Here is a 23,875-nt window from a genome sequence, read left to right on the forward strand (position 1 = left end):
CCAGATGGTCACCTACGCGCCGCACTTCATCTCGACGGTCATCGTCGTCTCGATGCTCATCCTCATCTTCTCGCCCAGGATCGGTTTCATGGCCGACGTCCTCGGCTTCTTCGGGATGGACTCGAACTTGTTGGCCGACCCGGACGCGTTCCGCAGTGTGTACGTCTGGAGCGACATCTGGCAGACCGCCGGTTACTCGGCGATCATCTACATGGCCGCTCTGGCGGGGATCGACGTGAGCTTGTACGAGGCCGCCCGCCTCGACGGGGCGTCGCGTCTCCAGAAGATCTGGCATGTCGACCTGCCGGGCATCGCGCCCACCGTCGTGGTGGTGATGATCCTCAGCGTCGGTTCGGTGATGGCGATCGGCTTCGAGAAGGCGTTCCTGCTGCAGAACCCGCTGAACCTCTCGCAGTCGGAGATCATCGCGACCTACACGTACAAGATCGGCCTGCTCAACGCCGATTTCAGCCTGGCGACGGCGATCGGGCTCTTCAACTCCGTCATCAACCTCATCCTGCTCCTGGCCGTGAACACCGTGTCCAAGCGCGTGACCGGCAACGGACTCTGGTGAAGGGAGCCCCCGCAATGACACTCGAGACCGCGACCCGGGCCGAACCTGAAGCCGCCCCCGAGGCCAAGGCCCGCAAGCCGAAGCGCCGCCGCGCCACCCAGGTGCAGGACACCCGCGTGGACCGGATCTTCATGGTCGGCGTCTACGCCCTCCTGACGACCTTCATGCTCATCGTGCTGGTGCCGCTCATCAACATCGTGGCCAGTTCCTTCTCCAGCCCCGCGGCCGTGTCGGGCGGCAGGGTGTTCCTGTGGCCCGTGGACTTCACCCTCATCGGATACAAAGCGGTGCTGACCAGCGACGCCATCCTCACCGGCTTCGGCAACTCGTTGTTCTACGCCGTCGTCGGCACGCTCGTCAGCGTCGCGCTCACGGTGATGATCGCCTACCCGCTCTCACGTTCAGAACTGGTGGGCCGCAAGGTCCTCATCGGCGGCGTCCTGTTCACCATGCTGTTCTCCGGTGGCCTGATCCCGACCTACATGGTCGTTCGCGCCCTCGGGTTGCTCGACACCCGTTGGGCTTTGATCCTCCCGGCCGCTATCGGCGCCTGGCAGGTGCTCATCGCGATGACGTTCTTCCGCTCCTCGATCCCGGGCGAGCTGTACGAGGCGGCACAGCTCGACGGCGCCAGTGATCTGCGGTTCCTGTGGTCGATCGTGCTGCCGCTGTCGAAGCCGCTGCTGGCGGTCATCGCCCTCATGTACGGCATCGGGCAGTGGAACTCCTACTTCAGCGCCCTGATCTACCTGCGCAGCGAAGAGCTGTATCCACTGCAGCTGGTGCTGCGGAACATCCTGATCGTCAACAACACGGGCGGCACGAACCTCGCCGATCAGATGGCGGCCGAGCAGATGGCCGACCTGATGAAGTTCTCCCTCATCGTCGTGTCCACAGTGCCCGTGATGCTCGTGTACCCGTTCGTGGCCAGGCACTTCACGAAGGGCGTGATGCTCGGCTCGGTGAAGGGCTAGAGCGCTGCCCCCCGATTTCGCCGCGACCGGCTCCACGGCGTTTCCCCTCCAGTCCCGTCAACTCCTCAACCGAAAGGCAGTCAACGATGACCAGCAGTTTCGTCCGAGCGGCAGCGGCCGGAGCGGCACTCGCCGTCTCGACCGGCGCGTTCGCCGCGTGCTCTTCGGAGCCGGAGACCACCCCGGACAACGTGATCACCATCTTCGCGCCGCAAGGCGACGACGCGGACCTGGACACGAACGCCTTCACGAAGGTGATCGAGGAGCAGTTCGACGTCGACCTCGAGTTCGAGACGACCACCTGGGACGGTGCCGCAGCCGGGGAGAAGCGGCAGATCTCCCTCGCCAGCGGCGACTACCCCGACGCCTACATGCTCATCCCGTGGGTCGACCAGTTCTCCAGCGACGAGCTGGTGAAGCTCGGCGGCCAGGGTGTGCTCGTGCAGCTCGACGACCTGATCGGCGAGGACACCCCGAACCTCACCGCCGCGTTCGAGAAGGAACCCGGCTTCAAGGAGCTGGCGACTTCCCCGGACGGGAAGATCTGGGGGATTCCCGCGTGGAACGACTGCTACCACTGCTCGTATCCCTCGAAGCTGTGGATGAACTCCACCTGGCTGGAGGCCGTCGGCCTGCCCCGGCCCACCACGCCCGAAGAGCTTCGGACGGTGCTTGAGGCGTTCAAGACGCAGGACCCCAATGGCAACGGCGAAGCCGACGAGATCCCGCTCTCAGCGGCGGGCGGCGGTTCGCTGCTCTCGTATCTGATGAACCCGTACGTCTACACCGCGGAGATGTACTCGAACGCCGAGGGCACGACCCCGGCCACGCTCGGGGCCGTCGACGGGGAGGTCGTCCTGCAGCCGACCCGGGATGAATGGCGCGATGGGATCGCCTACGTCAACTCCCTGTACGAGGACGGCCTGATCGACGAGGGCGCGTTCACGCAGAACGGCGAGGCGCTCAACGCCAAGGGCAACAGCGCGGAAGGCGTGATCCTCGGATCCGTCGCCGTCATGCACCCGTGGTTCGTCACCGACGACCACGAGGACGGGCGCTACGGGCAGTACGACGCGGTCCCGCCGCTGACCGGACCGAACGGCAGCGACGCGACCTACAGCGGCGGCGGCGCGGGCGCCGCACCCGGCGCGACCTTCGTGATCACGAACCGCTCCAGCGAGGCCAAGCAGAAGAAGCTCATGCAGATTCTCGACTTCATGGTCTCCTACGAGGGGCACCTGCAGGGCGAGTTCGGCGTCGAGGGCGTCAACTGGTCCCGGCCCGAGGCAGGCGATGTGGCCCTCGACGAGGCCCTGGAGCCGAACTTCAAGACCCTCACGCCTCCCGAGGGCGAGGGCGCGAACAACTCCTGGGGTCCGATCGCGCAGTTCTTCAGCGACGCGGAGTTCCGCAACAGCCAGGTCACCGCGACCGACATCCACACCCCCGAGGGCTACGAGCGCCGTCTGTTCGAGGCCACCAAGCTCTACGAGGGCCACGAGTCCGATGAGCTGTTCCCGTACTGGGAAGTCGGGGTGACCGGCGAGACCGCCACCGAGCTTTCGACGATCCAGACCAACGTGGAGAACTTCGTCGTCCAGGCGAGCGCGGAGTTCGTCACGGGCGTCCGCGACATCGGGAGCGATGAGGACTGGGCCGACTTCCAGCAGAACCTCACCGACCTCGGCGCCGAACGGTACGTCGAGATCTATCAAGAGGCCTGGGACGCCTCGAAGTAAGACCGTTCCTTTCCCCCTTATGGGTGGGCCGCCTCCGGGGTCAAGACTTGGAGGCGGCCCACCGCCATGACACCTGAACAGAAGGGCCCCGGCACATGATCCGCGTGCAGCAGTTCGTCAACGACGACTGGAAGTTCGACTTCGGCGAGCACCCCGGTGCGGAAACCGAAGCCCCGGAACGGGATTGGTACGACGTCGGTCTCCCGCACTCGTTCGAGCAGCCGGACTTCCGCGCGCACCGCATCTACGTCGGCCACGGCTGCTACCGGCGGGTGATCGACGTGGACGAGGCGTGGTTGGGCAAGTGGATCGCCCTCGAGTTCCTGGGCGTGTTCCAGACCTGCGAGGTGTTCGTCAACGGCCGCTTCGTCGGACGCCACGAGGGCGGCTATACGCCGTTCACCGTCAACCTCTCCGACGCTGTCGTCGCTGGGGCCAACGAGGTCTTCGTGCGTGTCGACAACCTGTGGAACCCGCGCCTGGCGCCGCGTGCCGGGGACTACAGCTTCGCGGGCGGCATCTACCGCGATGTGAGTCTCATCGTCGCCGACCGGGTCCGCATCGACTGGTACGGCATCGGTGTCACCACACCGGAAGTGAGCCGCGAGCTCGCCACCGTCGCCGCGAGCGTGGAGGTGGTCAACGACGAGCCGCGCCCGATCCACGTCAATGTGGCGGCGGTGGTCTCCGATCCCGAGGGGTCGGTCGCGGCCCTGCCGTCCGTGCGCCGCACGATCCCGGCACGGTCGTGCGCGGTGGTGGAACTCGAAGGGGCCGTAGCCGATCCGCTCCTGTGGCATCCGAATCACCCGCACTGCTACGAGCTGACGGCTTCGGTATCGGTCGACGGGATCGCCAGGGATTCGCAGCAGACCTCGTTCGGTTTCCGCTGGTTCGAGTTCACCGCCGACCGCGGGTTCTTCCTCAACGGAGAGCACCTCGACCTCCACGGCGCCAATGTGCACCAGAACCGGGGCGGCTGGGGCGATGCGGGCACGCGCGCGTCGATCAGCCGCGATGTCGCGATGGTGAAGGAGCTGGGAATGAACATCATCCGCGGCTCCCACTACCCCCACCACCCCTACTTCGCCGAGGAGTGCGACCGCCAGGGCCTCCTGTTCTGGTCCGAGCTGCACTTCTGGGGCATCGGCGGCGAGGACACCGAGGGCTACTGGTTCGCCAGCGCCTATCCGGTCGAGGAGGCTGACGAGCCGGAGTTCGAGGAGAGCCTGCGCCGGGCTCTGCGGGCGATGATCCGCACTCAGCGCAACCACCCGAGCATCATCACCTGGAGCATCGGCAATGAGGCGTTCTTCAGCGACGACAAGGTCATCCCGAAGGCGAAGGCCCTCACTTCGGAGCTGGTGGCGCTGTCGAAGGAGATCGACCCGACCCGGCCCGCAGCCGTCGGTGGCGTGCAGCGCCGGGGCTTCGACGTGCTCGGCGACATCGCCGGATACAACGGCGACGGCGCCGAGCTGTACATGAACCCCGGTATCCCCAGCGTCGTCACCGAGTACCACGGGACGCTCGGCAACGGCCCCGGCGAGTACGAAGTGCAGTGGGAGCACGGCGTCGAGACCGACTATCCGTGGCGCTCGGGCAAGATCTTCTGGTGCGCGTTCCACTACAAGACCATCGCGCCCGGGTCCGGGCTCATGGGCCTGGCCGACTACTTCCGCAGGCCCAAGCGGGCCTACCACTGGTACCGGGAGCGGCTGCTCGGCATCGCGCCGCCGGAGTTCCCCGAACCGGGCGCCGCCGTCGCGATTCGCCTGAAGTCCGATGCGGACACGATCCCCACCGACGGCACCGGCGACGCGAGGATCGAGTTCGAACTCCTCGACGCGGACGGCCGCCACGTCGCCGACGACCGGCCGGTCACCCTCGCGGTGATCGAAGGCGAGGGCGTGTTCCCATCGGGCGACACCATCACGCTGTCCCCGGAGGACTTCAGCATGTGGGACGGCGCGGGCGCGATCGAGATGCGGGCCTATGCTCCTGGGGTGCAGCGCATTCGCGCCACCGGAGAGGGCCTCGAACCGGCCGAGCTGACCTTGCTCGCGACCGGCCCGGCGAAGCCGGCACGGAACTCGGCGCGGCGGCTGCCGCCGCCCGCCCCGTCCTTGGCCGAGCCGCCGTCCGTGCCCGGATTCATGTCGCTGGCGGCCTACCGTCCGGTGAGGACGAGCAGCACCGCCACGGGCTTCAAGGGCGGCAACGCGACCGAGCCGGGCGCGGCGATCTGGCGCGCCGAGCGGCAGGAGCCAGGCGAGTGGATCGCCCCGAGCCTCGAGTTCCAGTACCGGATCAACCGGATCGAGATCGACTTCGCCGAGCCCCCGGCCCATCCGTGGACCGTCGAGACGGCCGAGGACGGCCGCACCTTCACACCGATGCACCACGCGGAACCGGGCGGTGAGCGCTCGGTCCGAATCGAGTTCGAGACGCGGACCGCGCTCGCGGTCCGCGTGTTCTTCCCTGAGCAGCCCATCGACATCGAGGAGATCCGTGTCCACTGAACCCGAATACGCGGGCTACCTGTACGCGTATTTCAAGCGCGAGGACGCCGACGGCGAGCAGGTCTACTTCGCCTTGAGCGAGGGCAACGACCCGCTGCGGTTCAAGGACCTCAACGGCGGCAAGCCGGTCCTCCGCTCCACCTCGGGCGAAGGCGGGGTGCGTGACCACCACATCGTCCGCTCTCCGGAGGGCGACCGGTTCTTCATAGTGGCGACCGACCTGTGCCTGTACAAGAGCATGGACTGGGACCGGCATCAGCGCTGGGGCAGCCGCTCGATCATGGTGTGGGAGTCGGCGAATCTGGTGGACTGGGGCGAGGGCCGCCTGGTGGAGGTCGCGCCGCCGGAGGCCGGGAACACCTGGGCGCCCGAAACGGTGTGGGACCCCGAGCAGGAGGCCTACCTCGTCCACTGGTCCTCGACGCTCTTCGACAATCCCGAGCACGAGGGCGAGAGCTACAACCGGATCATGTGTGCGACCACGCGCGACTTCCGTGCGTTCTCCGAGCCGCAGGTGTGGATCGACCGGGGCTGGAACACGATCGACGCCACGGTGATCGAGCACGAGGGCGTCTACTACCGCTTCCTCAAGGACGAGCGCAGCCGCACGCACGGTGTGCCGCATGGCAAGTCGATCTTCTCCGAGACCGCGACCTCCTTGATGGGCGAGTGGGCGCCGCTGGCCGAGGGCATCGGCCTGGGCCCGATCAGCCAGGGGGAGGGGCCGCTCGTGTACAAGTCGAACACCGAGGACAAGTGGTACCTCTGGATCGACGAGTTCACGGCGGAACGCCGCTATGTGCCGTTCGAGACCACCGACCTCGCGGGTGGGGCATGGGCGCCCTGCGAGGACTTCGGGCTGCCCGAGGACCCCTGCCACGGCGTCGTGCTCCCGGTGACCGCCGCGGAGTATGACCGCCTCAGCGCCGCCTGGGCCTGACGGACGCGAACGGGCGGGGCCGAGCGAATCGCTCGGCCCCGCCTGTCTCAGTTTCAGGCTGCGTTGCCGCCCTTGCGGGGCCGTTCGAGCACGGCGATGCCATACGGGTCGAGCTGCAGTTGCTCGCCGAGGTCGACCGTCGCGGGGGTCGGGTTGCAGTTGAGCACGAACACGTGGTCGGTGTCGCCGTCGCTGCGGACCTGGGCGGTGACGCCCGCCGGAAGTTCCGCGTCGAGGGCGCGTTCGACGCCCGTCTCCGCGATCAGCGAGCCGTAGAAGTCGCCGAGGAAGTCCGCTCCGGTGCGCGCCGCGATGAAGTACGCCCGGCCCGCGCCGCGGTGGTTGACGGTGAGCGCCGGCCGGCCCGCGTAGAAGTCCGAGCCGTACGCGCCCAGGACTTCAGCGCCTTCGGCGTGGATCAGCTCGCACAGGTCGAACGCCTCGTACTCCCTGCCGTTCCACGCGATCGCGTTCCGGTCGTCCGGGTAGAGCGCGTCGATCTCCTCGGCCCAGACGCCGAGCGTCTCCCGCAGCGGGCCGGGGAAGCCGCCCAGGAACGTCTTGTCGTTCTCGTCGACGTACCCGGAGGCGTAGGTGGCGACGAAGGTGCCGCCGCGCTGGACGAACGCGTCGACGGCTTCGGCGACGCCCGGCCGGAGCATGTAGAGCATCGGTGCGACGAGGACCTTGTACCGGTCCAGCCCGCCGGCGGCGGCGATGAGCGAACCGTCGATCACGTCGACCGGCACGCCCTGCTGCCAGAACGACTGGTAGTGGTCGATTACCGTGCGCGCGTAGCCGGTGTTCTGCTGGAGCATGCCCTTCATGTCGTCCAGGGCCCACCGGTTGGGCCAGTCGTAGACGAGTGCTACGTCGGCGGGCGTGGAGGTGCCGACGACCGCGTCCATGCCGGCGAGTCGCTCGCCGACCTCGGCCACGTCCCGGAAGACCCGGGTGTTCTCGGTGCCCTCGTGGTCGACGATCGCGCCGTGGAACTTCTCGGAGCCGCCGCGGCCCTTGCGGAACTGGAAGTACTGCACGGTGTCGGAGCCGTGGGCGACCGCCTGCAGCGACTGGAGCAGGTGGACACCGGGGCGGTGGAGCTTGGCGACCGGCCGCCAGTTCGTGGCCGACGGCGAGGACTCCATGAGCATGAACGGCTTGCCCTTGAGGCTGCGCGTCAGGTCGTGGTGGAACGAGGCCTCGACGCCGGTGCGCACGTCGCGCTCGGTGCCGCTCCACTGCGGGTAGGAGTCCCAGGAGACGACGTCGAGCACTTCGGCGAGCCGGTAGTAGTCGATGCCCGGGTAGGTGCCCATGAGGTTGGTCGTGCACGGGATCTCGGGGGTGATCGCCTTGAGCGGCGCGGCCTCGTGCAGGTAGAAGTCGACGAACTGCTCGGTGGTGAACCGCATCCAGTCCAGGTGCAGGCCGTGGATGTCCTGCTCGCCGCGCCAGTGGGTGCTCGGCGACTCGACGTGCGACCAGTCGCCGTAGGTCTTGGCCCAGAACGCGCTCCACCACGCCTCGTTGAGCTCGTCGAGCGACCCGTACTTGTTCTGGAGGTACGTGCGGAACCGCTCCTGGCACAGGTCGCAGTGGCATTCGCCGCCGTACTCGTTGGAGAGGTGCCAGACGCCGAGGGCGGGGTGCTTCCCGTAGCGCTCGGCGAGCGCTGTGTTGATGGCGAGGGTCTTCTCGCGGTACACCGGCGAGGTGAGGCAGTGGTTGTGGCGGCCGCCGTGGCGGTTCTTCGTGCGGTCGCCGTTCACCCGCAGGACCTCGGGGTAGCGGTGGCTCATCCAGCCGGGACGGGCGCCGGAGGGGGTGGCGAGCACGGCGGTGATGCCGTTCTCGGCCATGAGGTCCATGATCTCGTCGAGCCAGCCGAACTCGTACCGGCCCTCTTCGGGCTCGAGCGCGGCCCAGGCGAAGATGCCCACCGACAGGGTGTTGACCCCGGCGAGCCGGGCGAGGCGCATGTCCTCCTTCCAGGTGGCGTCCTTGGACTTCAGCCACTGGTCGGGGTTGTAGTCACCACCGTGCAGGAGGTGGGGGACGCCCTTGACGATGGGGGCGTGGCGGACGATCTTCCGGCTCACGAGACGTACTTCCTTCATTCGGCACCGTTTATTTACCGATCAAGACCCTATGGCAATGCCACCGATTGTCAACCCGGATCGTGGTCGGATCCCGCGATGCGAGCGCCGTGCGCCCGGCTCCGGTACACCGTGGGGCTCACCCCGTGGACGCGGGTGAACTGGCGCGAGAAGTACATCGGGTCCTCGTAGCCGGTCTCGCGGGCGACGGCCGCGACCGGCAGATCCGTGCCGTCGAGCAGCTCCCGGGCACGGGTCATCCGCAACTGCACCTGGAACTGCAGCGGCGTGACGCCAAGGCGCTCGCGGAACAGCGCAGTGAGCTGGGAAGCGCTGAGCCCCACCATGTCCGCGAGCACGGTGACCGAGGTGCGGCGCGGCGCGGTGGCCCGCAAGTGCGCCGCGGCCTGCTCCAGGGGACTCAGATCGGATCCCGGGCCGCGCCGCCCGGTGGCGACCACCCGCGTGAGCGCGTGCCAGGCGGCCCCGGCGGCCTCGATGAACGCCGACGCGGTCAGCCCGGAGTCCAGCGCGTCGATGACCTGCGAGACCAGGCTCACCACCGGCGCGGGATCGCGGAGGTGCGTCACCGGGCCTCCCGCCGCCGCGTGCGCGGTCCGGACCAGATCGGCCGCGTCCACACCCGTGAAGTGGAACCACCACAGCGTCCACGGGTCCGCGTCGAGGGCGCCGTACGCGTGCGGACGGTCGGCCGGGAGCAGCACCGTGCCGCCGCGCGAGACCGTGAACCTGGTGCCCTCGGTGCGGCACCAGCCCGTGCCATCGGTGCAGACCAGCAGGACGTGCTCGCGCGCGCCGCGCGGGCGGGAGCGGCCATGGCGGGCCGCGTGCGGGAAGTGGCCCGCGTCGGTGACCATCAGCTTCCCCGTCACCGGGTGCCGCAGGGCCTTCGCGACCGCCCCGCGCGGGACCACGAGCATCCGCTGCCCGGAGAAGCCGTCGCGGATCACGGAGCCGCCATCGACCGTGGTTTCGTCCATGCCCTCCAGTGAAATGACCATCGACAGGCATGTCAAGCCCTCGTAAGGTCGAGCCCATGCCGACCGAGCCGTCGAGAATCGTCCTACCCGAGGCCCCGGCCGCACTCGCGGGCCGACCGGTCAAGGCCTGGCGGGAGCCGGTCGCGATCGACTCCTACGCGCCCGCCGCGCCCGACCGGTACCCGGCGTACCTGGACCAGCGCGTCTACCAGGGCTCCTCGGGCGCGGTCTACCCGCTGCCGTTCATCGACGCCATAGCGAAGGAGAAAGCCCCGCGAGAATGGGACGCGATCCACCTCGAGAACGAGTACGTGCGGCTGATGATCCTGCCCGAACTCGGCGGTAGAATCCACATCGGACTCGACAAGACCCGCGGGTACGACTTCTTCTACCGCAACGACGTCATCAAGCCCGCCCTCGTCGGCCTCGCCGGCCCCTGGATCTCCGGCGGCGTCGAGTTCAACTGGCCCCAGCACCACCGCCCCGCGACCCACCTCCCGGTCGAGACCCTGATCGAGCCCGAAGCGGACGACTCGGTGACCGTCTGGTGCTCCGACCACGACCCGTTCGCCCGCATGCAGGGCATGCACGGCATCAGGCTGCGGCCCGCGAACGCGCTCATCGAACTGCGCGGCCACCTCGTCAACCGCGGCGACGACGTCCAGACCTTCCTCTGGTGGGCCAACGTCGCCGCCGAAGCAGGGGAGGACTACCAGTCGTTCTTCCCCACCGACGTGCGCCTCGTCGCCGACCACGCCAAGCGCGCCACCACCACCTTCCCTGCAGCCCAGGGGCACTACTACGGCGTCGACTACCCGGCCCGCCGCACTGCTGACCAGCCCGACGGCGACCGCCTCGACTGGTACCGCAACCTCCCCGTCCCCACCTCCTACATGTGCCTCGGCAGCGAGGACGACTTCTTCGGCGGCTACGACCACGCCGCCCGCGCCGGATTCGTGCACTGGGCCGACCACCGCATCGCCCCCGGCAAGAAGCAGTGGACCTGGGGCAACGCCCCGTTCGGGTGGGCCTGGGACGCACACCTCACCGACGACGGCGGACCCTATGTGGAGCTCATGGCCGGGGTCTTCACCGACAACCAGCCCGACTTCGCGTTCCTCGCTCCAGGAGAGACCAAGACCTTCTCCCAGTACTGGTATCCGATCCAGGACACCGGCCCCGTCCACCAGGCCACATTGGATGCCGCGATCCGACTCGACCTGGAAGGCAACCGGGTGCGGATCGCAGCCGCGGTCACCGCCCCGCGGCCCGGCGCGCGGATCCGGCTCCGGGCAGGAGCCCGCACCCTCTACGAGCTCGAGGCCGACCTCGCACCGGGAACGCCGCACGTCGCCGAGTTCGACCTTGAAGGCGGGCACGACGCGGTCGCGATCGAGCCGACCGACTGCGAACTCGTGGTCGAACACGGCGGCAGGACGCTCGTGTCCTGGCGGCCGCGCACTGGTCCCGCCGAACCGGAAGCGGCCGCCTCGGCAACCGAACCGCTTGCGCCAGAAACGATCGAGTCGACCGACGAGCTGTACCTCACCGGCCTCCACCTCGACCAGTACCGGCACGCGACCCGCTCGCCCGAGCCCTACTGGCGGGAGGCCCTGCGCCGCGACCCCGGCGACGCCCGCTGCAACACCGCGCCGGCGGCCCGCCTGGCCCGCGCCGGGAGGCTCGAGGAAGCCGAAGCGCATCTGCGCGCCGCAGTCGAGCGCCTGACCCGACGCAATCCGAACCCCCGCGACGGCGAGGCCCACTACCGGCTCGGGGTCGTCCTCTCCCGCCAGGGCCGCGAGTCGGAGGCCAAGGCAGCCTTCGGGAAAGCACTATGGGATAGCGCATGGACCGATGCCGCCGCCGTCGCGACCGCCAGGCTCGACCTCGCCGCCGGCCGCGACGCCGAGGCCGAACTCCGCGAGGTCGTCGCACGCAGTCCGCGCCGCACGCAGGCCCGCAACCTGCTCGTCGTCGCGATGCTCAGGAAGGGTGACCGGACCCGCGCGGCCGAGATCGTGCGAGACACGCTGCACGACAACCCACTCGACGCATGGGCCCGGGATCTCGCCGTTCGGCTCGGTCTCGATGCCGTACCCACGACCGATCCGACGATCGCGCTCGACGTCGCCCTCGAATACCGATTGATCGGCGAAGACGCGGCCGCGACCGCCGCCTTCGAGACCGCTGCCGCGATCGCCCCCGCTCCAGGCCAGGTCAACGTCGCACCCCTCGCGTGGCTCCACCGCGCCGACCTCGCCTTCGAACGCGGCGAAGACGACGCCGCTGAGCTCGCGCTGCAGCAGGTCCACGGACTCGACCGCACCCGGTGCTTCCCGTCGCGGACCGAGGACGACGCGCTCGCGCGGCTTCGCGGACGCCGCCCACGCGACCCGGTCCTCGCCGCACTCGCCGGGCATCGGCTATATGCGGCCGGCCGTCATCGCGAGGCGATTGCCGCTTGGGAAGTCGCCGCAGTGACAGGCGACCCGGTGGTGCTGCGCAATCTCGGCGTGGCCGCACACAACGTCGAAGGCGACCCCGAGCGCGCCGCCGGTTGGTACGACCGCGCCCGCGCGGCCGCGCCCGATGACGCCCGACTGCTCTACGAGACCGACCAGCTCGACGCCCGGCGCGGTGTCGATCCGGCGAAACGCCTCGCCGTCCTAGAGGATCGACGAGACCTCGTTGCGGCACGCGACGATCTCGCGGTCCAGTTCGCCGAGCTCCTCACGGCGGTCGGTCGACCCGGCGACGCCCTCGATGTGCTCGCGAGCCGGGCCTTCCAGCCATGGGAAGGCGGCGAGGGACGGGTCTTGGCCGCCTGGGAGGACGCGCATCTCGCAGTCGTGCGCCGAGCACTCGCCGGAGGCGACACGAGCGTGGCGGCAGCCCGCGAGTCGAAGGCGATGGCGGCCGACACCGAGCCCGAACGACAGGGACGTACGGAAGGCGGCCTGGCGGACGCCGAGACCGCGCGAGCGGCGGCGAGCGGGCCGGACGTGGCCGTGGCCCACGCCAGAGCCGCACTCGCGCCTCCCGCGAACCTCGGCGAGGCCCGCCACCCGCTCGCCAACACCGCCGACCTCCACCTCGCCCTCGGCGACGCCCTGGCGGCGGCGGGCGACGCCGAAGGCGCCGGTGCCGCTTGGCGAACCGCCGCCTCCCAACAGGGCGACTTCCAGACGATGAGGGTGCACGCCCACTCCGAGCACACGGCCGCGGCGGTCACCGCGCTTCACCGCTTGGGCGACCCTGAAGCGGCCCAAGCGCTCCGCGATGACCTCGCCCGGTACATCGACGAGCAGGCCAGTGCCACCGCGAAGATCGACTACTTCGCGACCTCGCTGCCCGCCATGCTCCTGTTCACCGCCGACCTCCAAGCCTCCCATGACCTTCGGATCCTGGTGCTGCGCGCGCAGCTGGCGCTGCTGGACGGCGAACCCGGACGCGCCGCGATCCTCGCCCGCGAGGCCCTGGAAAGGGACCCGCTCAACGCCGCCGCGCGAGCCGCCGCGACCGAGTCGGATGCGGTGAACGCGCGCTTGGGCGGAGGAACGACATGAGCGACCGGGTAACCCGCCGCAACCTGCGCGTCGCCACCCCCGAACCGCCCGTTCGAGGGCACCTGCCCTACGGCGAGCCCGCCGGCACGCCCGACCGCATCACCGTCACCAGCCGGCACCTCGAACGCGGCGGCCGCCCATGGTTCCCGATCACCGGCGAGATCCACTACTCCCGCCTCCCTCGCGAACGCTGGAACGAAGTCCTCGGTCACGCCCGCGCCGGCGGCCTCGACTCGGTCGCCACCTACGTCTTCTGGGCCGCGCACGAACCCGAGCCCGGTCGCTTCGACTGGACCGGGAACCTCGACCTGCGCGCCTTCACCGAACTCGCCGCCGCCCACGGCCTCGACGTCGTCGCCCGTCTCGGCCCCTGGGCGCACGGCGAGTACCGCAACGGCGGCTTCCCCGACTGGCTCCTGGAACGCGACCTCGAACCCCGCACCGACGACCCCGCCTACCTCGAACTCGTACGGCCCCTATACGCCCAGATCGCCGCCCAACTGCAGGGCCTGACCCACGCCGAGGGCGGACCGGTCATCGGCGCCCAGGTCGACAACGAGCTGTACGACCAACCCGAACACCTCCGCACCCTCCGAACGATCGCCGAGGAGGCCGGCCTGCGCGTCCCGATCTGGACCGCCACCGGTTGGGGAAGCGCACAGGTCCCCGACACCCTGCTGCCCGTCTACGGCGCCTACGCCGAGGGCTTCTGGGAGGACGAGGCCACCGAATGGCCCGCATTCGCGCCCTTGCACTTCCGCTACTCCGAGGTCCGCGACGACCTGAGCGTCGGCGCCGACCTCCGCGAAGCCCTCGACGGGACCGCCGCCACCGAGCCGACTCCCGACGACCTTCGTCCCTTTGCGACCTGCGAGCTCGGTGGCGGCATGCACGTCGCCTACCACCGCAGGCCCCTCGTCTCCGCCGAGGACGTCGCGAACCTCGCGCTGGCGAAGCTCGGGTCAGGCTCGGCCTGGCAGGGCTACTACCTGTACGCGGGCGGCACGCAGCGCACCGGAGCCCAAGGGACCGAACAGGAATCACAGGCCACCGGCTATCCGAACGACGTGCCGGCGCTCTCCTACGACTTCCATGCGCCGATCGGCGAGCACGGCCAGATCCGCCCGCATCATCACTACCTGCGGCGCCAGCACCTTTGGCTGCGCGAAGAGGGCCACCGGATCGCCGCGATGCCCGCCCACATCGGCGGTGGCGGCGAGGACCCTGAGGATCTTCGTTGGGCCGTGCGCTCCGACGGGCGCAGCGGCTACCTGTTCCTGACGACCTACCAGCCGCCGAAGCGCCCCATCGCGGAACAGCGCGGGGTCCAGTTCACCGTTCGCTTCGACGACGCGGCCGTGACCGTGCCGACCCTCCCGATCGACGTTCCCGCCGGGCGCTCCCTCGTCTGGCCGCTGCGGTACCCGCTCACACCTGATCTCGAACTCCGCAGCGCCACAGCGCAAGTCCTCACCCGCCTGGCCGACGGGAATGGCCCACTGGTGGTCTTCGCGGCCACCGACGGCGTCCCGGTCGAACTGGTGCTCGGGGACGGCTCCATCGTGGATCTGCCGAGGCCGCCCGGCCCGGACTGCCTCATCCAGCTGGAAGGCGTGCGGATCCTGGTCCTCGACGAGGCGAGCGCGAACCGCCTCTACCGACTCCCGATCGCCGGACGCGATCGGCTCGTCCTCGCCGATGCCCCCGTCTACGCCGATGCGGGCGACCTTGTCGTCAACCCCGAGGCTCCGGAGGCGAGTATCGCCCTCTGGCCTGCGCCCGAGGCGTTCGCCGCCGAAGACGGCGACCTTGAGCCGCCCCAGGATCAAGGGCTTTGGCGGACATGGACACTGCGCACGAATGACGCCGTGCCCGTTCGCTTGCCTGTGGCGATCCTCCGAGCGGCCGGTCCTGCTCCCAAACCTGAACGCGGCGGCCCGATGGGGCGCTTGAGCGCCCCGACCGACTACGCCGGGGCCGCGGTCGTGCACATCGATGTCCCCGATTTCACCGGTGCCGACCGGGCCCTATTGCGTGTGGAATGGACCGGCGACGCGGGTCGCGCCCACATCCGCGACCGCTTCGTGTCCGACCATTTCTGGCACGGTCGCGTCTGGGACATCGACCTGACGCCGCACCGCGACGCCGTCGCGGAGCACGGCGTGCGGCTCGAACTCCTGCCGTGGCAACTGGAGGCGGGCGTCTGGGTCGACCCGTCAGTGCGCGAGGTGGACAACGGCGTGACCGTCGCATCGGCGACGCTCCTCAAGATCGGCAGGGTTCGCCTCCGCGCCGAAGGCGCGCGGTGACGTCTCCCGGGCGCGGCAGTCCGCCACGCGCGCAACTCGTCTCAAGCTCGACCATCGGGCCGAGACCATGACTTCCGAACCGCAAGGAGCAATCGTGACACCCGACCATCTGCCCGAACGCCTCGCGATCACCCTCTGGGACTTCTCCTGGTACGTGCGCACCGGTCCCGGCGAACCCTTCGCCGACCTCGACGCCGCCTTCGCCCGCGCCGTCGACCTCGGGTACAACGCCGTGCGCATCTGCGCGATGCCCTTCCTGCTCTTCAAGTCCGGCATCGACACCTCCGCACTGCGCCTCGAACCGCTCGGCGGCGCCACCGCCTCGGACGGTTACGCCTCCCGGGTGCGCTGGTACGACGTGCGCGAGCCGACGGTGATCGACGCGCGCGCCCACCTGCTCGAACTCTTCCGTGCCGCAGACCGGCACGGCGTCAAGGTGATCGCCTCCTCCTGGGAGTACCAGCAGAGCCCCGCGTTCGCCGACGACCCCGCCTGGTACGAGGCCCTGCACGCCGTCGACCCCGAAGACCGGCCCACGGTTCTCGCCGAAGCCCAGGCCGACCTCGTCGACTTCCTCGCCGAACACGGCCTCGCGCATGTCATCGCATGCGTCGAGCCGCACAATGAAGTCCAGATCGGACACCTCACCGCCGGTCTGCCCGGCGTCGAGGACGCGGTCGTCGAGTTGCAGGGCCGCCTCGAAGCGGGCATCGCCGCGTTCCGGGCCCGTCATCCCGAGGTCCTGTGCGCACCGAACTACGGCGGCGTCCCGATCGGGTCCCTGCGCGGCCTGCCGCGCAACGCGACCGCGCTCGGCTTTCACCCCTACGTCTACGGCGTCCTCGACGACCTCGTAGAGGAGTTCGGGCTCCGGCGCGACCCCGCGCTGTTCCCGCAGGAGCGCGCCGACGCCGAACTGCTCCGCCCCGGCGCTCCGCCGCTCGCCGAATGGCGGCTGCCCGAGTCGAAGGCGTGGAAGCTTCGGGCCTCGATCATGCAGCCCGCCGAGATCTACGTGCACGACTGGTGCGACCCCGAGAAGTTCGACCGGTGGCTCTACGACCGCTATGGCGCGCACCGGATCGCGATGGCGAACCGCCTGCGCGACTGGATCGACGTCGCCGCCGACCACGCGAAGCGACTCGGTGTTCCGCTGTTCTTCGGCGAGGGCTGGGTCGGCTACACGCCCCGCGACGGCCGCTTCGAGGAAGGGCCGGTCGGCGCCCAGATCTGCCGTGACGCGATCGCCCATGCCGTGCGGGTGGGGGCCTGGGGCTCGATCGTCTGCTCCAACGCGGCGCCACAGCATCCCATGTGGACTGATGAAGCGCTGCAGCGCGAATGCAACGCCGCACTGCTCGCTCGGCTGTAATGGCGGACGGGCCCGGGCCGGTGCCGGACCGGGCCCGGCGCCGTCAGGCGCCGAGGAGCGACAGCTCGCGGAGCTTCGCCTCGACCTCGGCATTGCTCGGCTCGACCTGGTGGGAGCCGTCCGGATAGACCACGACGGGAATGTTCGTCCGGCCCGAGATGCGCCGCGCCTCGTCGGCGGCGGCCGGTTCGGCTTCGAGGTCGACGTAGTCGAACCCGACGGCGAGCTCGTCGAGCCGCCGCTTCGTGCGGCGGCAGTCGCCGCACCATTTGGCCCCGTATACGCGGAGCGTCGGTGCGGCGTTCGTTTCGCGGCTTTCGGCGTCTGCCATGGCGGTTCCTCTCCCTGCAGCGGTGAGGAAGCGTACGCCTCTCGACCGGCGGGCGCCACCCGGAGCGCCACCCCGCCGGTCAGGGGCGGAGCCGGAACGCCTTGTGCGTCGGGTGGAAACCCGCCGCCTCCAGGAGCGGGCCGAGCGGCGTCGAGAGCGCCGAAGCGTCGTTGACGCGTTCGATGGACAGCGCGTCGGCGGCACCGGAGCGGACCGCCTCGGCGAGGGCGCCGACGGCGTCCCGCATCCGGTCGTCGTCGGCGAGGCTGTCCGATTCGGTTGCAGGCCAGGCGATCAGCGTCTTGCCACCGCGTTCGAGATAGAGGGTGAGCGCGCCGTCGACCAGGACGACGAGCGAACCGGCCTTGCGGCCCGGCTTGTGGCCCGCGCCGGAGGGCGGTTCGGGCCAGGGGAGGGCGGCGCCGTAGGCGTTGGCGGGGTCGGTCGCGGCCAGGACCACGGTGCCCGGCTCGTGCGGGCGTTCGCGGTCGGCGGCGACGGCGCGCAGGCGGTCGACGGCTCCGTCGACGGCGAACTGGGCCGCACCGAGGCCTTCGACCACATACCCGCGGCGGGCCTTGCCGGATTCCTCGAAGACCGAGAGGACCCGGTAGGCCTTCGCGAAGCCGCCCTCGACGTCCTCGGCGGCCACCGCCCCGCGGGTGACCACGCCGTGGCGGTCCAGGAGCGTCGTCGCGAGCGCGTGCGCCCGCACCGTGGCATCGGTTGCGGGAGCGGGCAGCAGCGACCAGCGTCCAGCCACTGTGGGCATGACGGCGATGCCGGTCCCGGCGCGCAGTTCGCGCCAGCCCGAGCCCACGCCGGGGGAGTAGCGTCCGCGCGGGGCCGAGCGCTTGGCCCGGTGGGCGGTCGCGCCTGGGGCGCTGCCCGAGCCGAGGTACGCGCGCAGCGGGGCGAGCGTGTCGTTGGTGACGCGCCCGGCCCAGACCAGGTCCCAGAGCGCTTCGGCGAGCCCGGCGTCCGAGGCTTCGGGGTGCTCCACCCGGGTCTGCTCGGCGAGCTGGCGGAAGAAGAGCCCGAATCCGCCGGCGAGGGCGTCGAGCAGTGCGCTGTGGAGCGGCCCTGCCTCGAACGGCGGCGCCTCCGGGAGGAACAGCGGCGCGGTCTCGGCCGGATAGAGCGCGATCCAGCCGTCCTTGCCGGGGATGGCGCCCGCCCCGGCCCACAGGATCTCCCCGGAGGCGGTGAGCTCGTCGAGCATCACGGGCGTGTAGTCGGCGACGCGGGCGGGCAGGATCAGCTTCTCCAGCGCGGAGGCGGGAACCGGCACGCCCTGGAGCTGCTCGGCGGCGCGGGCGAGGCCGTCCACACCGCTGAGGCCGCCGCCGACGTGCTGCCACTCGGGCAGGAACGCGGCGAACGCGGCAGGGGCGACGGGCTCGAGCTCTTTACGAAGGGCCGCAAGGGAACGGCGGCGCAGGCGCCGCAGCACTCCGGGGTCGCACCATTCGCGGCCCTCGCCGCCGGGCCGGAACTCGCCCCCGGCGAGGCGGCCGTCGGCGGCGAGGCGTTGCAGGACGCCGTCGGCGACGGCGGTGCCGAGGCCGAAGCGGGCCGCCGCCTCATGAGCAGTGAAGGGGCCGTGGGTGCGGGCGTAGCGGGCGAGGAGGTCGCCGAGCGGGTCCGCGACCGGCTCGAGGAAGGCGTCCGGGACGCCGTCGGGCAGCGCGGCGCCGAGGGCGTCGCGGAGGCGGCCCGCGTCCTCGATCCCGGCCCAGTGGTCCCGACCGGCGATGCGCACGCGGAAGGCCCGCCCGGCCTCGGCCAGCGCCGCGGCCCAGGCGGGTTCGGCGCCGCGCTCGGCGAGTTCGCCGTCGCGGAGCGGCCCGAGGAGGCGCAGCAGGTCGGCGACGCTCTCGGCGTTCCGTGCCCGGCGGTCCTCGGTGAGCCATTGCAGCTCGCGCTCAAGGGATGCGAGAGCCCCCGGGTCGAGCAGTTCCCGCAGTTCGGCCTGGCCGAGGAGTTCGCCGAGGAGCCGTGAGTCGAGGGACAGCGCGGCGGCCCGGCGTTCGGCGAGCGGGGTGTCGCCCTGGTACATGAACTGCGCGACGTATCCGAAGAGCAGGGACCGCGCGAACGGCGAGGCCTCCGGGGTGGCGACCTCGACGAGCCGCACGCGGCGGGCTTCGATGTCGCCCATGAGCTCGGCGAGGCCGGGCACGTCGTAGACGTCTTGGAGGACCTCGCGGACGGCCTCGAGGACGATGGGGAACGACGGGAACTGGGCGGCGACCTCGAGGAGCTGGGAGGAGCGGAGCCGCTGCTGCCACAGCGGTTGGCGCTTGCCCGGTTGGCGGTGGGGCAGCAGGAGGGCGCGGGCCGCGGCCTCGCGGAAGCGGGAGGCGAACAGGGCCGAGCCGCCGACGGCCTCGGTCACGAGGTCGGTGATCTCGCCCTTGTCGAAGGCGAGGTCGGCGGGGTCGAAACCGAAGTCCTCGGTGTCGGGCAGACGCAGCACGATCCCGTCGTCGTGGTGCATCAGCTGCGGGTCGACGCCGTGCCGTTCCCGAAGGCGCGCACCGAGGGCGAGCGCCCATGGCGCGTGGACGCGGGCCCCGAAGGGGGAGTGGACGACGACGCGCCAGTCGCCGAGCTCGTCGCGGAAGCGCTCGACGACGATGGTGCGGTCGTCAGGTATGTGGCGGGTGGCCTCGCGCTGCTCGTCGAGGTAGGCGAGGGCGTTGCGGGCGGCGTAGTCGTCCAGCCCGGCGGCGTTGAGGCGCTTGCGGGCGCGGTCGGGTGGCAGCGAGGCGATCTCGCGGGTGAAGGCGCCGAGGGCGCGGCCGAGTTCGAGGGGCCTGCCGAGGTTGTCGCCGATCCAGAACGGGAGCCTGCCGGGCACGCCGGGCGCGGGCGAGACGACGACGCGGTCGCGGGTGACCTCCTCGATGCGCCAGGAAGAGGTGCCGAGGGAGAAGACGTCGCCGATCCGCGACTCGTAGACCATCTCCTCGTCGAGCTCGCCGACGCGGCCGCCGCCGCGTTTCGGATCGGTACCGGCCAGGAAGACGCCGAACAGGCCCCGGTCGGGGATCGTGCCGCCGGAGGTGACGGCGAGGCGCTGCGCGCCGGGGCGGGCCGTCAGGTTCCCGGTGGCGCGGTCCCAGACCAGGCGGGGGCGCAGCTCCACGAACGCGTCCGAGGGGTACCGGCCCGCCAGCATGTCCAATACGGCCTCGAACGCGGATTCGGGGAGCGAGGCGAACGGGGCGGAGCGGCGCACCGCCGCGAGCAGGTCGGCCGTGGTCCAGTCGTCCATCGCGCACATCGCGACGATCTGCTGGGCGAGCACGTCGAGCGGGTTCGCGGGGATCGTGAGCGCTTCGATCGCGCCTTCCCGCATGCGTTCGGCGACGACCGCGGACTGGATGAGGTCGCCGCGGGTCTTGGGGAAGAACACGCCGCGCGAGACCGCCCCGACCTGGTGCCCGGCGCGGCCGACGCGCTGCAGTCCGGACGCGACCGAAGGCGGGGCCTCGACCTGCACGACCAGGTCGACCGCGCCCATGTCGATGCCGAGCTCCAGACTGGAGGTGGCGACGACGGCGCGCAGGCGCCCCGATTTGAGGTCCTCCTCGACCTGCTTGCGCTGCTCCTTCGCGATCGAGCCGTGGTGGGTGCGGGCCAGGACCTGCGGCGCGGCCGGGGTCGCGGAGGCGTTGCCCATCGACTCGGCCGGGCCGTGGTCCTCGGGGAGGTTCCGGCCCGTCCGGCGCTCATGCTCGATCTCGTTGAGCCGACTCGAAAGCCGCTCGGCGACGCGGCGGGCGTTGGTGAAGACGATGGTCGACCGGTGCTGTTCGACGAGGTCGGTGATGCGCTCCTCGACGTGCGGCCAGATCGACCCGGCCGCGCGGGCCTCGGCGGCCGCGCCGGTGCCCGCGGTCGGGGCGGCCGCGAGGTCGCCCATGTCCTCGACCGGCACGACCACCGACAGGTCGAACACCTTCCCCGAAGGCGGCTGCACGATCTCGACGTTCCGTTGCGGGGAGAGGAAACGGGCGACCTCCTCGACCGGCCTGACGGTGGCGGACAGGCCGATCCGCCTCGCGGGCCGCCCCAAACGCTCGTCGAGCCGCTCGAGGGAGAGCGCGAGGTGCGCGCCGCGCTTGGTGCCCGCCACGGCGTGGACCTCGTCGAGGATGACCGTCTCCACGCCCGCCAGCGCCTCTCGCGCCTTCGAGGTCAGCATCAGGAACAGCGACTCGGGTGTCGTGATGAGGATGTCCGGCGGCCGGACCGCGATCGAGCGGCGCTCGGAGGGCGGGGTGTCGCCCGAGCGCACGGCGACGCGGATCTCGGGCTCGGGCAGGCCGAGCCGGGCCGCCTCGGCGCGGATGCCCTCCAGCGGGACGGCGAGGTTGCGTTCGACGTCGACGCCGAGGGCCTTGAGCGGTGAGATGTACAGCACTCTGCAGCGCCGCCTCGGGTCCTCGGGCGGCGGTGTCGCGGCGAGCGCGTCGAGCGCGGAAAGGAACGCGGCGAGGGTCTTGCCCGACCCGGTCGGAGCGACCACCAGAACGTCCTTGTCCTCGCCGAGGGCCTGCCACGCGCGCTCCTGTGCTGCGGTCGGAGCCTCGAACGCGCTCTCGAACCACGCGGCGGTCGCGGGCGAGAATCGTTCGAGCGCGGACTTGCGAGGTGCGGCCATACCGACAATCGTGCCCCGAACCGCCGACACGACCACCGGGTTCGCCGAACCTCATCGTCCACTGCCGCCCCGGCCGCCTGCGGCGCAGTTGCGGTAGGGTGTGGCCTGGTGTGCCGGGAAGTCTGGTCGGCGTGGATCGACCGACCCTACGTCCCGAACGGAGCCCCACCGTGCAGTCCGCCAAAGAGCCCTGGACCTCGCCCTTGTGGCGTTCGCGCCCCGCCTTCCTCTACTCCAGCAAACCGCTCGCCCGCTTCGTCGGGCGCCCGGCCGCCGCGTTCCTGCACATCGAACCCGCCTCCGGGATCGTGCTGCTGGCGTGCGCGGTCATCGCGATGGTCTGGGCGAACTCGCCCTGGGCCGACTCGTACGAATGGCTGTGGGGCATGGACATCACCCTGCACGTGGGCGGGTTCGAGCTGCACCATTCGCTGCGCGACTGGATCAACGACGGCCTCATGGCGATCTTCTTCTTCGTGGTGGGCATGGAGATCAAGAGCGAGATCGTCTCCGGTGAACTGCGCAGCGTCCGCAACGCCGTCGCCCCGATCGCGGGCGCGATCGGCGGCATGGTCGTTCCCGCGCTCATCTACGCGGCGTTCAACGCCGGCGGCGAGGGCGCGGGCGGCTGGGGCGTGCCAATGGCCACCGACATCGCGTTCGCCGTCGGCGTCCTGGCGCTCTTCGGCTCCCGGATCCCCTCGGCCGCGCGGGTGTTCCTGCTGACCCTCGCGATCGTCGACGACCTCGGGGCGATCGGCGTGATCGCCGTGTTCTACACCGAGAAGGTCTCCATGGGCTGGCTCGCCGCCGCCGGGGTCGTCCTCGTCATCGCGATCGGGCTGCGCCTGCTCAACGTCTGGTCCTCGCCGGTCTATCTCATCGTCGGCATCGCCCTGTGGCTGTGCATGCTCGAATCGGGCGTCCACGCCACCATCGCGGGCGTCATCATGGGCCTGATCATCGCCGCCAAGCCCCTGTTCGACCCGGCCGCCGCGCACGCGCGCGCCCAGGAGCTGGCCAAGGAAGGGCTCACCGCCGAGGAGACCGAGCAGCTCGTCCGGTTGCGCCGCGACGCGCTCGCCCCGACCGACCGCCTGCAGCGGGCCAACCACCCGTTCTCCTCCTTCGTGGTGCTGCCGCTGTTCGCGCTCGCCAACGCCGGGGTGGCCCTCTCCGGCGACCTCATCGCGACGGCCGCGACCTCGGCGGTCACGCTCGGCATCGTCCTCGGCCTCGTGCTGGGCAAGACCGTCGGCATCACCCTCGCCACCTGGATCGCCGTCAAGACCGGTGCGGGCCGCCTGCCGAACGGCACCGGTTGGCCGCTGCTGGTGGGCATCGCCGCCGTCGCGGGCATCGGGTTCACGGTGGCGCTGTTCATCACCGAGCTCGCCTTCCGCGGCGAAGGCACCGAACTGCTGACGGACGAAGCGAAGATCGGCGTGCTCGCCGGGTCGCTCCTCGCCGCGCTCCTCGGCGCGGGCCTGGTCGCCCTCACCGCCCCCAAGCGCGGGGCGGCCGACAAGGACATGGACGCCCCCGAACACGCCGAATCGCCGAGCTGAGGCTCGGCATAGGCCGGGCGGCGGTCACCGCATCGGTGCCCGGCGATACCCCTGCCGAGGCGCGCTGAGCGCGGTCATCCTCGCCCGACCGTGAATGATCCGCCGCCCGAGCGGCGGCGGACCACGGCGGGGCCATCGCCTTCGCCGACGCGGGCGCGGCCCGCGCCGAACCCACGAAGGCCGGCATTGACCCCGGGCTGACGTT

Annotated in this window: 13 protein-coding genes; 9 read left to right on the plus strand and 4 right to left on the minus strand. The window is 70.7% G+C overall.

Features of this window, described 5'->3' with window-relative positions:
- The 5 genes from JHY01_RS23970 to JHY01_RS23990 all read left to right on the plus strand — a co-directional run.
- On the plus strand, window positions 1-574 hold a 574-nt coding region (locus tag JHY01_RS23970), incomplete at its 5' end, for an ABC transporter permease subunit (protein ID WP_205325150.1).
- Window positions 575-588: 14 nt separating this feature from the next.
- Window positions 589-1,548 (plus strand): carbohydrate ABC transporter permease, encoded by a 960-nt coding sequence (locus tag JHY01_RS23975; RefSeq protein WP_205328238.1) that lies wholly within the window; start codon window positions 589-591, stop codon window positions 1,546-1,548.
- A gap of 86 nt (window positions 1,549-1,634) precedes the next feature.
- The gene (locus tag JHY01_RS23980; protein ID WP_205328239.1) at window positions 1,635-3,287 is read left to right on the plus strand and encodes a hypothetical protein; all 1,653 of its coding nucleotides are present in this window, start codon (window positions 1,635-1,637) and stop codon (window positions 3,285-3,287) included.
- Between the two features lie 95 nt (window positions 3,288-3,382).
- On the plus strand, window positions 3,383-5,809 hold the full coding sequence (locus tag JHY01_RS23985) for a glycoside hydrolase family 2 TIM barrel-domain containing protein (protein WP_205328240.1): 2,427 nt from the start codon (window positions 3,383-3,385) through the stop codon (window positions 5,807-5,809).
- On the plus strand, window positions 5,799-6,749 hold the full coding sequence (locus JHY01_RS23990; protein ID WP_205328241.1) for a glycoside hydrolase family 43 protein: 951 nt from the start codon (window positions 5,799-5,801) through the stop codon (window positions 6,747-6,749). Before JHY01_RS23985 ends, JHY01_RS23990 begins: the two co-directional genes overlap by 11 nt.
- Window positions 6,750-6,802: 53 nt before the next feature.
- On the opposite strand, the gene JHY01_RS23995 is transcribed toward JHY01_RS23990, so the two are convergent.
- Entirely contained in the window at window positions 6,803-8,869 is a 2,067-nt protein-coding gene (locus tag JHY01_RS23995; RefSeq protein WP_275889899.1) for a beta-galactosidase, read from the minus strand.
- Between the two features lie 50 nt (window positions 8,870-8,919).
- A complete protein-coding gene (locus JHY01_RS24000) occupies window positions 8,920-9,849 on the minus strand; it encodes an AraC family transcriptional regulator (RefSeq protein WP_205328243.1) in 930 nt (309 codons plus the stop codon).
- Window positions 9,850-9,878: 29 nt separating this feature from the next.
- Here JHY01_RS24000 and JHY01_RS24005 point away from each other — a divergent pair, with 29 nt between their 5' ends.
- The 3 genes from JHY01_RS24005 to JHY01_RS24015 all read left to right on the plus strand — a co-directional run bounded on the left by JHY01_RS24005 (window position 9,879) and on the right by JHY01_RS24015 (window position 17,099).
- Window positions 9,879-13,418, plus strand: a complete 3,540-nt coding sequence (locus JHY01_RS24005; protein WP_205328244.1) for a DUF5107 domain-containing protein — start codon at window positions 9,879-9,881, stop codon at window positions 13,416-13,418.
- A complete protein-coding gene (locus JHY01_RS24010) occupies window positions 13,415-15,727 on the plus strand; it encodes a beta-galactosidase (protein WP_205328245.1) in 2,313 nt (770 codons plus the stop codon). The genes JHY01_RS24005 and JHY01_RS24010 overlap by 4 nt, the downstream gene beginning before the upstream one ends.
- 94 nt (window positions 15,728-15,821) lie before the next feature.
- Window positions 15,822-17,099, plus strand: coding sequence for a cellulase-like family protein (locus tag JHY01_RS24015; RefSeq protein ID WP_205328246.1), 1,278 nt, complete (start codon window positions 15,822-15,824; stop codon window positions 17,097-17,099).
- A gap of 43 nt (window positions 17,100-17,142) precedes the next feature.
- On the opposite strand, the gene JHY01_RS24020 is transcribed toward JHY01_RS24015, so the two are convergent.
- Window positions 17,143-17,430 (minus strand): glutaredoxin domain-containing protein, encoded by a 288-nt coding sequence (locus JHY01_RS24020; protein WP_205328247.1) that lies wholly within the window; start codon window positions 17,428-17,430, stop codon window positions 17,143-17,145.
- A 79-nt stretch (window positions 17,431-17,509) separates the two neighbouring features.
- A complete protein-coding gene (locus tag JHY01_RS24025) occupies window positions 17,510-22,102 on the minus strand; it encodes an ATP-dependent helicase (protein WP_205328248.1) in 4,593 nt (1,530 codons plus the stop codon).
- A 170-nt stretch (window positions 22,103-22,272) separates the two neighbouring features.
- On the opposite strand from JHY01_RS24025, the gene nhaA reads away from it, so the two are divergent.
- A complete protein-coding gene (gene nhaA / locus JHY01_RS24030) occupies window positions 22,273-23,670 on the plus strand; it encodes a Na+/H+ antiporter NhaA (RefSeq protein ID WP_205328249.1) in 1,398 nt (465 codons plus the stop codon).
- The last annotated feature ends 205 nt before the right edge of the window (window positions 23,671-23,875 follow it).

This window comes from Glycomyces sp. YM15, assembly GCF_016918015.1.
Taxonomy (GTDB): Bacteria; Actinomycetota; Actinomycetes; order Mycobacteriales; family Micromonosporaceae; genus Glycomyces.

Excerpts from the sequence above, each read along its gene's own strand:
- JHY01_RS23975 (WP_205328238.1), top strand. The coding sequence starts at position 589 with ATGACACTCGAGACCGCGACCCGGGCCGAACCTGAAGCCGCCCCCGAG.
- JHY01_RS23980 (WP_205328239.1), top strand. The coding sequence starts at position 1,635 with ATGACCAGCAGTTTCGTCCGAGCGGCAGCGGCCGGAGCGGCACTCGCC.
- JHY01_RS23985 (WP_205328240.1), top strand. The coding sequence starts at position 3,383 with ATGATCCGCGTGCAGCAGTTCGTCAACGACGACTGGAAGTTCGACTTC.
- JHY01_RS23995 (WP_275889899.1), bottom strand. The coding sequence starts at position 8,869 with ATGAAGGAAGTACGTCTCGTGAGCCGGAAGATCGTCCGCCACGCCCCC.
- JHY01_RS24000 (WP_205328243.1), bottom strand. The coding sequence starts at position 9,849 with ATGGACGAAACCACGGTCGATGGCGGCTCCGTGATCCGCGACGGCTTC.
- JHY01_RS24005 (WP_205328244.1), top strand. The coding sequence starts at position 9,879 with ATGTCAAGCCCTCGTAAGGTCGAGCCCATGCCGACCGAGCCGTCGAGA.
- JHY01_RS24010 (WP_205328245.1), top strand. The coding sequence starts at position 13,415 with ATGAGCGACCGGGTAACCCGCCGCAACCTGCGCGTCGCCACCCCCGAA.
- JHY01_RS24020 (WP_205328247.1), bottom strand. The coding sequence starts at position 17,430 with ATGGCAGACGCCGAAAGCCGCGAAACGAACGCCGCACCGACGCTCCGC.
- JHY01_RS24025 (WP_205328248.1), bottom strand. The coding sequence starts at position 22,102 with ATGGCCGCACCTCGCAAGTCCGCGCTCGAACGATTCTCGCCCGCGACC.